The 14910-nt window shown below is 59.4% G+C and carries 17 protein-coding genes; 3 read left to right on the top strand and 14 right to left on the bottom strand.

What is annotated here, in order from left to right; genetic code table 11:
• Positions 1–237 precede the first annotated feature (237 nt).
• The 4 genes from ACR3E6_RS14560 to ACR3E6_RS14545 all read right to left on the bottom strand — a co-directional run bounded on the left by ACR3E6_RS14560 (position 238) and on the right by ACR3E6_RS14545 (position 3743).
• Positions 238–831: a CvpA family protein gene (locus tag ACR3E6_RS14560; protein WP_171632054.1), complete on the bottom strand. Its 594-nt coding sequence runs from the start codon at positions 829–831 to the stop codon at positions 238–240.
• Positions 832–871: 40 nt separating this feature from the next.
• On the bottom strand, positions 872–2236 hold the full coding sequence (gene radA / locus ACR3E6_RS14555; RefSeq protein ID WP_480487747.1) for a DNA repair protein RadA: 1365 nt from the start codon (positions 2234–2236) through the stop codon (positions 872–874).
• 121 nt (positions 2237–2357) lie between these two features.
• Entirely contained in the window at positions 2358–3140 is a 783-nt protein-coding gene (locus ACR3E6_RS14550) for a DNA repair protein (RefSeq protein ID WP_480487745.1), read from the bottom strand.
• A 150-nt stretch (positions 3141–3290) separates the two neighbouring features.
• Entirely contained in the window at positions 3291–3743 is a 453-nt protein-coding gene (locus ACR3E6_RS14545; protein ID WP_209832921.1) for a paraquat-inducible protein A, read from the bottom strand.
• Between the two features lie 102 nt (positions 3744–3845).
• Here ACR3E6_RS14545 and ACR3E6_RS14540 point away from each other — a divergent pair, with 102 nt between their 5' ends.
• Positions 3846–4274, top strand: a complete 429-nt coding sequence (locus ACR3E6_RS14540) for an acyl-CoA thioesterase (protein WP_152458165.1) — start codon at positions 3846–3848, stop codon at positions 4272–4274.
• Here the strand turns inward: ACR3E6_RS14540 and ACR3E6_RS14535 are convergent.
• Genes ACR3E6_RS14535 through alr form a run of 3 tightly spaced genes read right to left on the bottom strand, consistent with a single transcriptional unit; the run spans position 4271 to position 6827 of the window.
• Positions 4271–5017: an ABC transporter ATP-binding protein gene (locus tag ACR3E6_RS14535; RefSeq protein WP_171723156.1), complete on the bottom strand. Its 747-nt coding sequence runs from the start codon at positions 5015–5017 to the stop codon at positions 4271–4273. The two genes, ACR3E6_RS14540 and ACR3E6_RS14535, sit on opposite strands and share 4 nt — an antisense overlap.
• Positions 5014–5796, bottom strand: coding sequence for an MlaE family ABC transporter permease (locus tag ACR3E6_RS14530; RefSeq protein WP_171723157.1), 783 nt, complete (start codon positions 5794–5796; stop codon positions 5014–5016). The genes ACR3E6_RS14535 and ACR3E6_RS14530 overlap by 4 nt, the downstream gene beginning before the upstream one ends.
• Positions 5793–6827, bottom strand: coding sequence for an alanine racemase (gene alr, locus ACR3E6_RS14525; protein WP_480487742.1), 1035 nt, complete (start codon positions 6825–6827; stop codon positions 5793–5795). Before alr ends, ACR3E6_RS14530 begins: the two co-directional genes overlap by 4 nt.
• Between alr and ACR3E6_RS14520 the strand changes: the two genes are divergently transcribed.
• Positions 6826–7089 carry a hypothetical protein gene (locus tag ACR3E6_RS14520; RefSeq protein WP_171723158.1) on the top strand — a complete coding sequence of 88 codons (264 nt, stop codon included), beginning with the start codon at positions 6826–6828 and terminating at the stop codon, positions 7087–7089. The genes alr and ACR3E6_RS14520 overlap by 2 nt on opposite strands.
• Complete coding sequence (locus ACR3E6_RS14515) at positions 7068–7607, top strand: GNAT family N-acetyltransferase (RefSeq protein ID WP_480487740.1); 540 nt, start codon at positions 7068–7070, stop codon at positions 7605–7607. The genes ACR3E6_RS14520 and ACR3E6_RS14515 overlap by 22 nt, the downstream gene beginning before the upstream one ends.
• A 46-nt stretch (positions 7608–7653) precedes the next feature.
• Here ACR3E6_RS14515 and ACR3E6_RS14510 read toward each other — a convergent pair whose 3' ends face one another.
• The 7 genes from ACR3E6_RS14510 to ACR3E6_RS14480 all read right to left on the bottom strand — a co-directional run bounded on the left by ACR3E6_RS14510 (position 7654) and on the right by ACR3E6_RS14480 (position 14838).
• The gene (locus ACR3E6_RS14510; RefSeq protein WP_480487739.1) at positions 7654–8700 is read right to left on the bottom strand and encodes a Hint domain-containing protein; all 1047 of its coding nucleotides are present in this window, start codon (positions 8698–8700) and stop codon (positions 7654–7656) included.
• 122 nt (positions 8701–8822) lie between these two features.
• Positions 8823–10313, bottom strand: a complete 1491-nt coding sequence (locus ACR3E6_RS14505) for a replicative DNA helicase (protein WP_152458159.1) — start codon at positions 10311–10313, stop codon at positions 8823–8825.
• Between the two features lie 225 nt (positions 10314–10538).
• Positions 10539–11219, bottom strand: a complete 681-nt coding sequence (locus ACR3E6_RS14500; RefSeq protein ID WP_209832930.1) for an orotate phosphoribosyltransferase — start codon at positions 11217–11219, stop codon at positions 10539–10541.
• Between the two features lie 142 nt (positions 11220–11361).
• Positions 11362–12543, bottom strand: a complete 1182-nt coding sequence (locus ACR3E6_RS14495) for an ammonium transporter (protein ID WP_171632079.1) — start codon at positions 12541–12543, stop codon at positions 11362–11364.
• Between the two features lie 197 nt (positions 12544–12740).
• Positions 12741–13217 (bottom strand): CinA family protein, encoded by a 477-nt coding sequence (locus ACR3E6_RS14490; RefSeq protein WP_480487738.1) that lies wholly within the window; start codon positions 13215–13217, stop codon positions 12741–12743.
• A complete protein-coding gene (locus ACR3E6_RS14485; RefSeq protein WP_171723162.1) occupies positions 13214–13711 on the bottom strand; it encodes a phosphatidylglycerophosphatase A family protein in 498 nt (165 codons plus the stop codon). The genes ACR3E6_RS14490 and ACR3E6_RS14485 overlap by 4 nt, the downstream gene beginning before the upstream one ends.
• Positions 13708–14838, bottom strand: coding sequence for a bifunctional 2-C-methyl-D-erythritol 4-phosphate cytidylyltransferase/2-C-methyl-D-erythritol 2,4-cyclodiphosphate synthase (locus tag ACR3E6_RS14480; protein ID WP_480487735.1), 1131 nt, complete (start codon positions 14836–14838; stop codon positions 13708–13710). The genes ACR3E6_RS14485 and ACR3E6_RS14480 overlap by 4 nt, the downstream gene beginning before the upstream one ends.
• Positions 14839–14910: the final 72 nt, after the last annotated feature.

Genomic DNA, 14910 nt, shown 5'->3' with positions numbered 1-14910 from the left:
GGATCAAACAACGGTGCCACAGGTGCCGGGGAATGGGCCGGGCGCCCTGTCAGATCTGCAACGGGGCGGGCGAAGTTGTCAAAAGCCGGGATATTCTTGGCAAACCGATCTCCAGCCGATGCGACGGGTGTTTTGGGCTGAAAACGATCCGCTGCACGGTCTGTGGCGGGGAAGGGTATGTTTGAATCGAAAAAGCCCGGACAGTGCCGGGCTTTTATTACGCAATGCACCCCATGATTACCCGTCAGTTGGTGCTGTGGTTTCGGGTTGTTCGTTTCCTGCCGTGCAACTGGCGACCAGTTCTTCGTATTGTGCAGTCACCCAACCCAGAGCGGCTTCGGGGTTTTGCTCTTCAATCTGGCTGCTGAACTGCTCGAACACTTTGGCCGAGCGGCTTTCGTCCACGATTGTATAGGATTGGCCGGTCATCACCGTATCATAGACAAAGAAGGCGATTGCAACCAGCAGAATGCCGCGCGCGATGCCGAAGAACAGCCCCAGCGCCTGATCCAGACCGCCCAATGCCGAGCGCTGCACCAGCGATGAAAACAGCGGTGTGAAGATACTGACCACAATCAAAGCCACGGCAAAGACGGCTGCAAAGCCGGTGATCACCGACAGTTCACAACTGTCGCGCAGGAAATCTCCGACCACAGGGATTTCTTTGACCAGCGGCACAGCCTGTGGGGCAAAGATGAATGCCAGAACGGCCGCCGCGACCCAGCCTGCAATGGCCAGAACTTCGCGCATGAAGCCACGTGAGTAGGCCAGCAAGCCCGACAGCACGATGATCAGGGCGACGACCCCGTCAATTATTGTAAAACCTTCCATGGCCCTCGCCTGTTCTTTTTCTGCCCCTCGGGGCGCGACTTTAACCTGCTCCGAAGGTTTCGCCAACAAACCCCACCAAATCAGAGGGTCGGGTGAGTGTCAGACCTGCCACAGTGCCGGTTTTGCCACCAGCCGGAGCAATTGCCGCCGTGAAACCAAGTTTTTGCGCTTCTTTCAACCTGTTTTCGGTCTGTGGGGCCGGTCTAAGTGCCCCGGACAGCGAGATTTCTCCGAAAACGACCGTGTCGGCGGGCAATGCTGTGTCTTCTCGGGCACTGAGAAGGGCGGCAGCCACAGCCAGATCGGCGGCGGGTTCGCTCACTTTCAAACCTCCGGCAACGTTGAGATAGACGTCGAGCCCGGCAAAGGGAATGCCGCAGCGGGCCTCGAGCACCGCAAGGATCATTGCCAACCGCCCGCTGTCCCACCCAACAACGGTGCGGCGGGGCTGTGAGTGGGGCGAGGGTGCGACCAGAGCCTGCAATTCGACCAGCACGGGTCGGGTGCCTTCAATGCCCGCAAAAACTGCAGAGCCGGGGCTTGGCCTGCCACGTTCGGACAGGAACAGGGCCGAGGGGTTGGTCACTTGCGCCAGACCCTTGCCGGTCATTTCGAACACGCCGATTTCGTCCGCTGGTCCAAAACGGTTCTTGACCGCGCGCAGGATGCGGAACTGGTGGCCGCGCTCGCCCTCGAAATATAGGACGGTATCAACCATGTGTTCGACCACGCGAGGGCCCGCGATCTGGCCTTCCTTGGTGACGTGGCCAACCATGATGATCGAAACACCGTGCCGTTTCGCAAACGTGGTCAGTTCATGGGCCGCGGCCCGGACTTGTGATACGGAACCGGGTGCGCTTTCGACATTGTCTGCCCACATCGTCTGAATCGAATCGATGATGGCCAGGCCTGGTTTTTCGGCTTCCAGCGTCGTGAGGATGTCGCGCAGGTTGGTTTCGGCGGCAAGTTGAACGGGGGCGTCCTCAAGCCCAAGACGGCGGGCGCGCATACGCACCTGTGCGCTGGCTTCTTCGCCCGAGACATAGATGGTTTTCACGCCCGCACGCGCGAAACGCGCTGCGGCTTGCAGCAGCAGGGTCGATTTCCCGATGCCGGGGTCTCCTCCCACCAACAGGGCGGAGGCCGGGACCAGCCCGCCGCCCAGAACACGGTCCAACTCCTCGACCCCGCAGAGGGTGCGGGGCGGCGGTGTTTCCTCGGTGGACAAATCCGTGAGTGCGATGGACTGGCCGCGTTTGCCGCCGAGGGATTTTCTGGCCGGGCCAGTCGATATGGGCGCGTCCTGAACGATGGTGTTCCATTCGCCGCAACCGTCGCAGCGTCCGGACCATCGTGTATGCGTCGCACCGCAGGCCGAGCAGGAGAAGGATGTCGTCTTTGCCATGACGCACTTGGTGCCCGAGCTTGGGCGGTTCTTCAAGCCCTTGCGGGCGTTCCTCACCGCCGATGGCGCGCTGCGGCCTCAGGCCCGGTTGGGCCATCGTCCGCAGCGGGCGCTGGCGCGCCTATTCCGCCGGTCGAAGGGGCGACATTGCAACCACGCTGGATGCCTTTGAGGTGCCATTTTTGCGCGGTGTGTGCAGTTGGGTCGACAATTCGGGCAGAAGTTCGAACAGTTCATCCCGCAAGCGGGTAAGTTGCGACCTGGCGATCGTCTCTTCCATTTCCACATCCCGCGTCCATTGACGCAATTCGTTCTGGATGACCTGCGCCTCTTCCAGACGCTGTTGAAACAGTTCGATCTCTTCCTGTCGCTGTTGCAGGAACATCCGCGCGCGTTCGACCTGCGCATCGCCATAGGTCCGGGCCAGTTCGTGGCTGATCTGGCTCATCTGTGCGGCCAGTTCCAGGATCTCGGGCTCGAGCGATTGCAGGTCGGGGTGCTGGCGCAGAAACCCCATGCGTTCCTTGACGGCGTCAAACTCGGACGACATCATGAACAGCCCGCCGCGATCTGCGGCATGTGCCATTTGATACGCGTCCGCGATGTCATGCATATTGAGCGCAAATTTGCGGTGGTTGTTTTCCAGCGCCATCATTCGGGCATTTGCCGGCAGGTAAAACGCCAGCATGAGAATCAGCGCTGTCAGGCCAATCTGGATGAACATGCCGGCATCCTTTGCCGGTGCCTCGCCAAATCCGGCCTGCATCGAGAGCCAGGGCAATACGCCCAAAGCGGATAACAATGTGGCTGAAACGGCCAACAAGGCCGCCAAACAGATCAGGAAAAAAGTCAGTCTTAAAAAGGCATTCTGAAATTGCAATGTAATAATGTGGAGGGCGGCCATGATCGTCGTACTCCTTCTTCAAACCGGAACACACGGGGCCAAAGCGGAAGGTGATCAAACGATTGCGTACGATCCGCTGCGGACCCGAAAACTACAAAACACTGCTGCTCGAAATATGAAGATGATACTTAGATTTGTGTTTTCAATCAATTAGGTCTGAGCTTTTCGTGAAGTGGATGTCATCTCTGTAATATGACCCAGCGCGATCGAAGCCAAAATGCAGGCCGTGAACAGGTAGAGACCCCATGCCGTCTCGATGGTGGCGTATGAGATGCCCTTGGCCAAAGTGATGTAAAGCGCGATCAGGAAAATGTCGGCCATGGCCAGCTTGCCAAGGATATTGAGCGCAGGTTGGACGCGGGCATCCAGCAGGTTCCATTGGATCAGCGCGGTGCCGATGGTTTTGATGTACGGGGCGAAGAGCGCGAATATGGTGACGATCAGCGCGAGGAAGACGTCGGATTTCCACAAGGATTGCAGCCCGGTGATGACACTGATTTCGCTGAGGCCGAAGATCGGCAGGAACCCCGCGCGCATCAGCGGGGCGAACCATGCGATGGGGTAGAGGATCAGAAGGGAGAGGGTGGCGAGGCGGAGGGGCATGACTGGGCGTCTAGGTAAGATTTCGAAATTTGCGGCGATGATTTGATATGGTTACCTTAAACCAGCACTCGCCACTGAGTTATTTTTAGACGGGGAGGAATGATGTCGGGTTTTGTGGCCTTCAAGTCAATTGTCGATCCATCGGACTGTGATTTTCTGGGGCATATGAACGTGTCCAAATATTTTGCGGCATGTTCGGATTCCGTTTTTGCGTTGCAGGCAGAGTTGGGGCTGACGTCCGAAGACATGCGGTCAGGAAGAAAGCTATCCTTTGCGGTGGTCCATGCAGAAAGCAATTTCCTTGCGGAATTGAGTGCTGGCGAGGCGATCCAAATGGAAAGCGAAATCCTGAAAGTAGGAACGAAGTCCATGACTTTCAGCCACAAATTAGTTCGAGTGATGGACGGTGAAACGACATTTTCGACGGTTTTTAAATGCGTCTTGCTCAACCTGCAGACAAGGCGCGCCGAAGCTATTCCTCAGGACGTTATCGAACGCTCGGCAAAGTGGCTGGCAAAGAGCGAAGATTAACGCACCGCCTCAATCGGCCCCTCTGCGCTCCCACTGATGAACTGCTCAACATAGGGATCACCCGAGGCATCCATCTGGCTGACCGGGCCGGTCCACTGGATCACGCCTCCGTGCAGCATGGCGACGTTGTCGGCAATCGCGCGGACGGAACTCATGTCGTGGGTGATGGTCATCGCGGTGGCACCCATCTCGGTCACAATTTCGCGGATCAGATCGTTGATGACGCCGGACATGATCGGGTCGAGGCCGGTGGTGGGTTCGTCGAAAAAGATGATTTCGGGCTCGGCGGCGATGGCGCGTGCAAGACCCACGCGTTTTTGCATGCCGCCTGACAGTTCCGCCGGAAAGCGGTCGGCCACGTCGGATTTCAGACCTACGCGGCGCAGTTTGTCGATGGCGATTTCGCGGGCTTCCTCGGTTGGACGTTTCAGCGAGCCGCGCAGCAGGCGGAAGGCGACGTTCTGCCAGACGGTCAGTGAATCAAACAGGGCCGCGCCCTGAAACAGCATACCGAACCGGGCCAGAAAGGCATCACGGTCGCCCTTGCTGGCGTCTTTGCCGTCCACATAGATCATGCCGCTGTCGGGCTTGATCAGGCCCAGAATGCATTTCAGGGCGACCGATTTGCCGGTGCCCGAACCGCCGATGATGACCATCGAGGTGCCCTTGGGGATCTCAAGGTTCATGCCTTGCAGCACGTGGTTGTCGCCAAAGGCCTTGTGTACGTTCTCCATCCGGATCATAGCGAGAAGAATACCCCTGTGAGAACGAAGTTTGCGGCCAGGATCAGTACGGCGGCGGCCTCGACGGAGCCTTTGGTGGCGCGGCCGACGCCTTGTGCGCCACGGCCGGAATTCATGCCGTAGTAACAGCCCATGATGGCCGCGATCAGGCCAAAAGCTGCACCTTTGACCAGCGATGAGACGATGTCGCGGGTTTCCAGGAAATCGACCGTGTTTTTCAGATAGGCGGCCGGGTTGAAGCCCAGATTTTGCGTGGCGACGGTGTAGCCGCCGGCAATTCCGATGATGTCACCCACTGCCACCAAAGCCGGCACAGTGATCAGGGCGGCCAGAACGCGCGGGGCGGTGAGGTATTTCATCGGGTGGGTCGACAGCGTGACCAGCGCGTCGATCTGTTCGGTCACTTTCATCGTGGCGATTTCGGCTGCGATGGATGAGGTCACGCGCGCAGCAATCATCAGGCCGACCAGAACCGGGCCGAGCTCTCGCACCATGCCGATGGCGACGATCTGGGGCACCACGGCTTCGGCGTTGAAACGCGCGCCGCCGGCGTAGATCTGCAACGCCAGCGCACCGCCGGTGAAAATCGCGGTCAGGCCGACGACCGGCAGAGACAGCCAGCCGATGTTCAGCAGGGCCATGCCAAATTCGCGCGGATAGAAGGGGGGGCGCAGAATATGCGAAATCGCATCAAGCGCGAACAGTGCCACCCGGCCAAAGGCCGCAAGCAGGCTCAGAACCGTGCGGCCCAGACCTTCGAGCGCGGTGAGAGGGTTCATTCCACATAGCCCCGCGAGTAGCGATTGCCCATTGATGTGAGGATCTCATAGCCAATTGTCCCGGCAGCTTCAGCCAGATCATCGACGGTCTGATGGCCATTCAGGATACGCAGGCGTTCCGGGTCTTTGGGCAGGTCCGTGACATCCACCGTGATCAGGTCCATCGAGATACGGCCAACAACCGGGCAGGGCTGATTGCCGGCGAAGGCGTCGATGCCGCCCCCGATGGCGCGATGCAGGCCGTCTGCATACCCGGCCGCGACTGTGGCTATACGGGACGGCCGGCGCGCAACCCAGCTGTTGCCGTAACCAACAGTTTCGCCCACGGCCACCTTGCGCACCTGGATGACAGGCAGATCGACCGTGACAACGGGTTTGGCATCCGCAAAGGGCAGGCCGCCATACAGGCCGATGCCCGGGCGGCAGAAATCGAAATGGAACTCGGGCCCCAAAAGCAAACCGCCGGTCGCAGCCAGAGAACGCGGCGCGGCGATACCGTCGGTCATCTCGCGGAAGGTTTTCAGCTGCTGCCTGTTCATCGGGTGGTCTGGCTCGTCCGAGCAGGCCAGATGAGACATGACAACGGCTGGGTTCAGGGCCTCGGCCCTTGGGCGCAGTTCGGCCCAGTCGGCGGGTTCCAGCCCCAGCCGGTTCATGCCGCTGTCCAGCTGAATGCCAAAGGGATGGTCGGGCAGGGCCTCCATATGGCGCTGATACTGCTCGCCCGAATTGATCAGCGGCGTCAGATCATTGGCGCGCAGAAGGTCTGTGTCGCCCTCCATATGGCCGGAAAAGACAAAGATCATCGGGCCGGGGCCAACCGCATTGCGGACAGCGGCGCCTTCTTCTGCGGCCGCCACAAAAAACTTGCGAACGCCTTCCTCGGCCAGCGTATCGCTGACGGGCCCGGCACCCAGCCCATAGGCATCGGCCTTGACCACGGCGCCGGTTTCGACCCCGGTTTTCGCGTCGAGCGCCCGCCAATTCCTGGCGAGCGCCTGAAGATTGATCGTCAAACGTGCAGTACTCATGGCACTGTTCATGACATTGCGCCGTCCAAGGTCAAGAGGGAATGGCGCATTTACCTGTCGGTTTATGTTGGTGTTTGGTCTGTTGTTACGGAAAACACCAAAAAACCAGAAGAAATGGCAGCATTCCGCCATGGTTGCAGGTTTTTGGGATTGTCTTCACGTCAAGGTTAAAGCGATCCTTAGAGCCGGATCGTTCGGTTCCGGTAAAGGCCGGGCGCAACGTCAACTCATGAGGGAGCCATGGATTTTTCTTCCGGTTTGACCCGGGACCCGTCAGAGATCATCCGTCTTTTTGCCGACGTTTTTTCCGCATCGGAAGGGCCAGAGGAAGGGGCGGCAATAGGTGCATTCGTACGTGAATTGCTCAACACCACGCCGCCTGAAGATATCCTTGTGTGCACGGCTCTACAGGATCACGAGCTGCTTGGCTGTGCCATCTTTTCCCGGATGACGTTTTCGCAGGATACGCGCAATGTGTTCATCCTGTCGCCGATGGCCGTGCAAACGGGCAAGCAAAAAACAGGTATTGGACAGGCGCTGATTACCTATGGTCTGGATCGCTTGCGGGCGGCATGTGTGGACGTGGCACTGACCTATGGCGACCCGGCCTATTATTGCAAAACGGGTTTTGTGCAGATCACCGAGGATACTGCTCAGCCACCGCTGAAACTCAGCCATCCGCACGGCTGGTTGGGACAGGCGCTAGACGGTTTTGACCTGAAACCGCTGAAAGGCCCGTCGGGATGCGTTTCCGCGCTGAACAATCCATTGCTGTGGTAGGCGGGATCGGTTTATTCGCTTTGGTCGATGGCCTTGGTTCCACAGCCTAGAACAAGGCCTGATCTATGATCGCCTTGCTGTTCCGGACATGTCGGGCCACCAGCTTTTTCTGTCGCCTGCCGCTGGGGATATAAAAGGCAGGGTCCATATCCTTATTGCAGTCGAGACCCGGAAAAAACTGCAACAGCTCTTGCAACGCTTCGGGCGGAAGGGATTTGAGGGCTTCGGGGCCGGTGAACAGGCTTTCACTTGGCGCGCCTTCGGCAAGAAGAACCACGTGACGGTCACAGACAACGTGATGATAAACCACCTGCGTCGCATCGTAATCCACGTAAACGCCCGGCAGGTCTGTTAGTCGGATGGCCGAGACCAAAACGTCTCTTGTGTCGAACATGCGCTGCGCGATGTCCGATCGGACCAGCATTCTGTGCTGTCGCGAAACCGTCAGGTCTCGGCGGGGCAGGCCGTGCCCCAGGGCGCCGGCCGTAATGCGGACTGGGCGCAGTTCGGGTGATTTCAACAGATCGGCCTGGCGCAGGGACCGGGATAGAACAAGCCGAACGGTTGCCGAGCTGCGTTCGGTCGTCATCACCTTGTCACCGGGGCGGATATCCTGAACGCTGATTTCGCCACGGTCCGTCAGGATCAGGGTGTCCGAAACGAAACAGGGGGCGCCGGGGCTGGGATTGGGATCCTCAACAAAGTTGACCCCGTCCTTCGATGACAGAGACGCGGTATCGTCCGTGCCGTTGCTGCCGATCTGGGTCGAAGTCTGGCCACTGGCCGGCCCCTGTGTCGCAGTTACCTGCGAGTCGAAGGATACAAAGCTGAGAACCGAACCATTGTCCGAAAGAGAAACCGCCCCAAACCGGTTGATGCGCGCCGAAATCACGTAAATGTCGAACCCGCCCACGGTGGTCATCGTTCCGTTGTCGACATCCGTCGAACTGCGCACCGAGCCATTGGGGTTGTAAACATCGACCTGCAAGCCGGTGACGTCGGTTCCGGTCGGAACCCGGATTTCAATGAAATCTCCGTCCGGAGCAAAGTTCGGGCCGTTGCGATATCTTATTTCCGATATGATCGCGGGCAAATCAGTGGGTCTCCGGGCGGGTTTGGCGCGTTGGGTTGAACGTCACCGTCACGTTAACACCGGGCAGGAAAAACACCAAAGGACTTGGCGTTCAATATCTGGGGCAGGTGTTCTGCCCGCGATCAATAACCCTCGATTTCACCACCCTGTTGCCAAGGCTTGACCAGATTGCCAAAGCGGGTGAATTGGGCCTCGAACGACAACTCGACCGTGCCGATTGGGCCATGACGTTGCTTGCCGACGATGACCTCGGCCTTGCCGTGCAGACGTTCCATCGCCTGCTTCCACTCTTCCATCTTTTCCAGTTCGTGATCACCGGGCTTTTCGCGCTCTTTGTAGTATTCCTCGCGGAACACAAACATCACAACGTCGGCGTCCTGCTCGATCGAGCCGGATTCACGTAGGTCGGACAGCTGCGGGCGCTTGTCGTCGCGGTTTTCCACCTGGCGCGACAGCTGTGAAAGAGCAATGACCGGGATGTTCAGTTCCTTGGCGATAGCTTTCATGCCCATCGAAATCTCGGCGATTTCGTTCACCCGGTTGTCGGCCATGCCCCGGCAGAGCTGTAGATAGTCGATGACCAGCAAGTCCAGCCCGTGGGTCCGTTTCAACCGTCGTGCACGGGCGGCAAGTTGCGAGATCGGCAAGGCAGGAGTGTCGTCAATAAACAGGGGACAGGCCTCAAGCTCTTTGGCCGCATCCACAAATCGACGGAACTCGGCCTCGGTCATGTCGCCCTGACGGATTTTGTGGCTGGAAATCTCCGAGGCTTCCGCCAGAACCCGGCCCGCAAGCTGTTCCGCGCTCATTTCGAGTGAGAAGAAGCCTACAACACCGCCATCGATCGCGCCTTCGCTGCCGTCGGGCTTTGTGCCACGCTTGTAGGCCTTGGCAACGTTGAAGGCGATGTTGGTCGCCAGCGAGGTTTTACCCATGGATGGACGGCCGGCCAGAATGATCAGGTCGGACGGGTGCAACCCACCCAATTGCTTGTCCAGATCGGCCAGACCGGTGGAAATCCCGGCCATGCCGCCGCCGCGCTGGTAGGCCTCGTTGGTGACGTTGACGGCTTCGGTGACGGCCTTGAGGAAGGACTGAAAGCCTTGCTCGGTCTGGCCCTGCTCGGACAGCTGATAAAGCTGCTGCTCGGCCTCGACGATCTGTTCTTTCGGCTCGCTCGAAACATCGACCCGCGCCGCCTTGTCCGAGATGTCGCGACCCAGCCGGATCAGCTCGCGCCGGATGGCAAGGTCATAGATCATCTGGGCATAGTCGTGCACCGCGAATGCGCTGATCGAAGCGCCCGCCAGTTTGACCAGATAAGCGGGACCGCCCAGTTCTTTCAGGCCCTCATCCTCGGCCATGAATGATTTGAGCGTCACGGGCGAGGCAAGCGCGTTCTTTGCAATACGGGCCGAGGCCACCTCGTAAATCCGGGCATGGACCGGATCATAGAAATGTTCAGCCCCGATGATCGAGGCGACCCGGTCGTACAGGTCGTTATTGGTCAGAATCGCGCCCAGCAATTGCTGCTCGGCCTCGATGGAATGCGGCATGGTTTCGGCATTCTGAATCTGTGCCGCTGCCTGCTCGATACTGCTGATCTCGTTCATTTTGTCCCCGCTGCCCGTTCCGAGGTTCTACACGCGAAACGTCACCGCAAGCTATCTGGAAATACCTGTGGCTAACTTGGGGTAAAGCCTAGGGATAACTTTCCAGACCGCTTGGATGCCTGCATATGCATCGCTTATTATGTAGGAATTGTCGGAAAAGTCACCATATATCGTGGCGAACTGCCCGATTCTTCCGGGTTTGTCCCCAATCCTTCCACAAGAGGTTTACGCTGGTTTATTGGCCTCTTGCCATCCGCGCGGGTCGTTCAGGAAAGCTTCGACAGCCTCAAGTGTTTCCTGATCAAAGGCTTTCTGTGCCTTGGCCTCGGCCAGAACATCCCACCACGTGCAGAGCGAGTGCAGCTTGACGCCATGATCACCCAGCGTTTTCTCGGTCTCGGGGAAGATGCCGTAGTAGAAGATGACGGCGGTGTGCCCGCAGGTGGCACCGGTTTCGCGGATCGCATCGACAAAGGACAGTTTCGAGCCGCCATCAGTGGTCAGGTCTTCAACCAGCAACACACGCTCGCCTTCGCTCATCGCCCCCTCGATTCGGGCGTTGCGGCCATAGCCCTTGGGTTTCTTGCGCACGTAGGTCATGGGCAGAGCCATACGCTCGGCGACCATAGCGGCAAAGGGGATGCCCGCCGTTTCCCCGCCTGCGATGTTGTCGAATGCCTCAAAGCCAGCATCACGCATCACCGTGACGGTCAGGAAATCCATCAGGGTCGAGCGGATACGCGGATACGAGATCAGTTTGCGGCAGTCGATATAGGTCGGGCTAGGCAACCCGCTGGCCAGCGTGAACGGTTCCCGCGAGTTGAAATGCACGGCCTTGATCTCCAGCAGCATCCGTGCAGTCAGGCGGGCGATTTCGGTGCTGTCGGGAAAAGAACTGGGGATCATGGCGCAAACCTCGGGGCTGAAAACACGTTGCGGGCTGATAGCCCGACCCTTGGGCTGGAGTCGAGAGGGATTGGGCAAAAGAAAAGCGGACCCCCAAGAGGTCCGCTTTTGCCCTTACGGGCGATGGGCAGCCAAGGTGGGCTTAACTGCTCATGTCATAGGCCCGCTCGCCATGTACCGAGAGGTCGAGGCCATTTGTCTCGGTCTCGGCGTCTACGCGAAGTGGCGTGATCTGTGCAACCAGTTTGACCAACACAAACGTGACAACTGCCGTAAAGGCACCCACGACAATCAGCCCGCCCAACTGAGCGGTCCAGGTTCCAAGGCCAAAAAGGGCGATCATGAGCGTGCCAAAGATACCGCCGACACCATGCACGGCGAAGACATCCAGCGTGTCGTCGATATTCAGTTTGTTACGCACGACGCTGACGGCTTCCTGACACAGAACACCTGCCACCGCGCCAATGATCAGGGCCTGAACCGGACCGACGAAACCCGATGCAGGCGTGATCGAGGCCAGGCCCGCGATTGTGCCGGTGACCAGACCGACCATCGAGGCCTTGCCAAAGCGGATACGCTCCCACAGGGCCCAGCTTAGCGATGCCGTAGCCGCGGACAGGTGCGTGACGGTCAGGGCCATCGCCGCTCCGCCATCGGCGGCCAGTTGCGAACCACCGTTGAAACCGAACCAGCCGACCCACAGCATTGCTGCGCCGACCATGACGTAACCGGGGTTGTGCGGCGGAGTGGTGCGGTTGCGACGCGGCCCGAGGATGACCGCGACAATCAGCGCTGCCAGACCAGCGGTTTCATGCACCACGATGCCACCCGCAAAGTCGCGAACGCCGATCTCGCCCAGAATGCCGCCATCAGCCAGCATCCCGCCGCCCCAGATCCAGTGCACCACGGGCGCATAGCACAGCAGCATCCACAGCGCCGAAAAGGTCAGGACAAAGCCAAAGCCCACACGTTCGACATAAGCGCCAACGATCAACGCAGGGGTTATGATGGCAAAGGTCATCTGGAAAGCAAAGAACAGGATCTCGGGCAGAGTTCCGGCAAGGCTGTCAACATCGACGCCGTTGAGGAAGGCCTTGCCCAAACCACCCCAAAGCCCGCTTTCACCGGGTCCGAACGCGATGGAATACCCTGCGACCAGCCACAGGACGCTCATCAAACAGGCAATGGCAAAGCAATGCATGAAAACGCTGAGTACATTTCGGGCACGCACGAGCCCGCCATAGAACAGGGCGAGGCCCGGCACTGTCATGAAAAGGACCAACGCGGTTGCAACGATGATCCAGGCTGTATCGGCTCCGTTCATGGGCCATTCTCCCTTCCGAATGAGTGCGCGGATCCGTGGAAACTGGGCGCGGATCGGCGCTGCGTGAGCGGTGTGGGCTGTTTCAAGCCACCGTCGGTTGGAGAAAAAAGAGGCATGGCAAAAAAAAGCGCCTGTTTTGGCGGCCTTTTTTCAACTGACTTTAAAAGCAGCGGTTCTATTGGTCAGGTGCTGAAATATTAGGCACCTGCGGAAAGGGCCGTATACAGCAGGGCCAAGGCGTGGTCACGCGCCGCGCGACGCACGGCATCGCGACCGGGTGCGCCGAATTCGACGGTTTCCACATGCGTCGACCGCCCCGCGGCGGCCAACCCGAAACACACACGCCCTTCAGGTTTGAATTCGGACCCGCCCGGCCCGGCAATACCTGTGATCGCGACGGCAAGTTGCGCCAGTGAATTGCGCAGCGCACCTTCTGCCATTTCGCGGGCCACCTGTTCGGAAACCGCACCGTGCGCGTTCAGCGTTTCGGCCTGAACGCCCAGCATGTCCTGTTTGGCCTCGTTGGTGTAGGTGACGAAACCCCGATCCACGACGGCAGAGCTGCCGGGAATATCGGTCAGGGCCGCAGCGACCATGCCGCCGGTGCAGCTTTCGGCGGTGGCGATCATCACGCCCTGCGCCTTGGCGCGGTCCAGCAGGTCTGTCACGTTCATAGCCCCAGAACTCCGTGTGCGATACCTGCCAGAACCATCACTCCGATGGCTGCAAATATACCTGCAATCACGTCATCCAGCATCACGCCCATCGGATCGCCACGCCGATCGGCCCAGCCGACAGGGCCGGGTTTGGTGATGTCGAACAGACGAAAAAGGATGAACCCGGCAACCCAGCCGGGCCAGAGCGCGGTAATGTCGATTCCATGCGCCCAGGACGGATAGGAAATTGCCCAAAGCGCGATGAACTGGCCTGCGACCTCATCAATGACGATTTCGGATGGGTCGTGGTCATCCTGACCTTCGGTCATCACGCGTGTGGCCCAGAGGCCGCCGACAAAAACCGCAACCGTTGCGAGGGCCAGCAACGGGAAACCACCCAGCATGTGCAATACCCAGGCCATCGGCAGGGCCACCAGCGATCCCCAGGTGCCCGGGGCAGGGCGCAAATGGCCGACGCCGCCGACAGTCCCGATCATCTGTGCCGCGTTCATGCTTTCACCAGACAGGCTGTGGCCAAAGAGGCGATGCCCTCGCTGCGGCCGGTGAAGCCCAGACGCTCGGACGTTGTCGCCTTGACCGAAACTTGATCTGCACGCAGGCCCATGATTTCAGACATTTTTTCTCGCATGGCCACTGCGTGCGGGCCAATCTTTGGATATTCGCAGACCAGCGTGCAATCGACATTCGAGATGCGGTATCCCATCTGCCCTGCCAGCTCGACCGCGTGGCGCAGGAAAATCTCGCTGGCGGCGCCTTTCCATTGCGGGTCCGAAGGCGGGAAATGCTGCCCGATATCGCCCTGTGCCAGAGCGCCATAGATCGCATCGGTGACCGCGTGCATTCCGACATCGGCATCCGAATGGCCTTGCAGTCCGCGGTCATGCGGCACTTTCACACCGCAAAGGATCACATGATCCCCATCGCCAAAACGGTGCACATCGTACCCGTTGCCCAGCCTTACATCCATTTCCGTTCCCATTATGCGTTCCGCCCGGGCAAAATCCTCGGGTCGGGTGATTTTCAGATTGTCCGCATCGCCCGGTACGATGCAGACATCAAGGCCGGCGGCGCGGGCCACTTCGACATCGTCCGCAGCTTCGCCCGGATGGGCGGCGTGGGCGGCGGTGATGGCGTCATAGTGAAACCCCTGCGGAGTTTGCGCAGCGAACAGGTTGCTGCGATCCTGCGTACCGGTCACGGCCTGTTCATGCCCAACCCACAGCGCATCCGTCACCGCCAGCCCGGGCGCCGCCGCCGGACATGTTTCCAGGGCATTCAGAACGTCGGTGATGATGCGGGGTGTGACGCAAGGCCTTGCAACGTCATGGATCAAAACGCGCTGTACGTTCCGGCCGGCCAGTGCAGCCAATCCATTGCGCACCGATCCCGCGCGATCCGTTCCGCCCGAAGCCAGGATCAGGTCGGTTTCACGGAATTCTTCCCATGCGACGCTGTCTTCGTCGGACAACACCAGGACAATGTGATCCACCTGTCCGCGAAAGCGCTCGATCGTCCAATCGGCCACCCGCCGGCCCGCAAGGCTGCGCCATTGTTTTGGCACGCCACCCCCGGCGCGCGACCCGCGACCGGCGGCAACTATGATGGCGGCAGTTGTCATATGTGCGCGCTCTCCTCGTGATGGGCATTGTTTAGGCGGCGGTGAATGCAGAGGCAATCACCCATGGTCATG

The sequence above is a fragment of the Ruegeria sp. AL3 genome (assembly GCF_056536065.1).
Note: the sequence above shows the minus strand (reverse complement) of the source record. Positions and strands in the feature narration are given on the sequence as shown.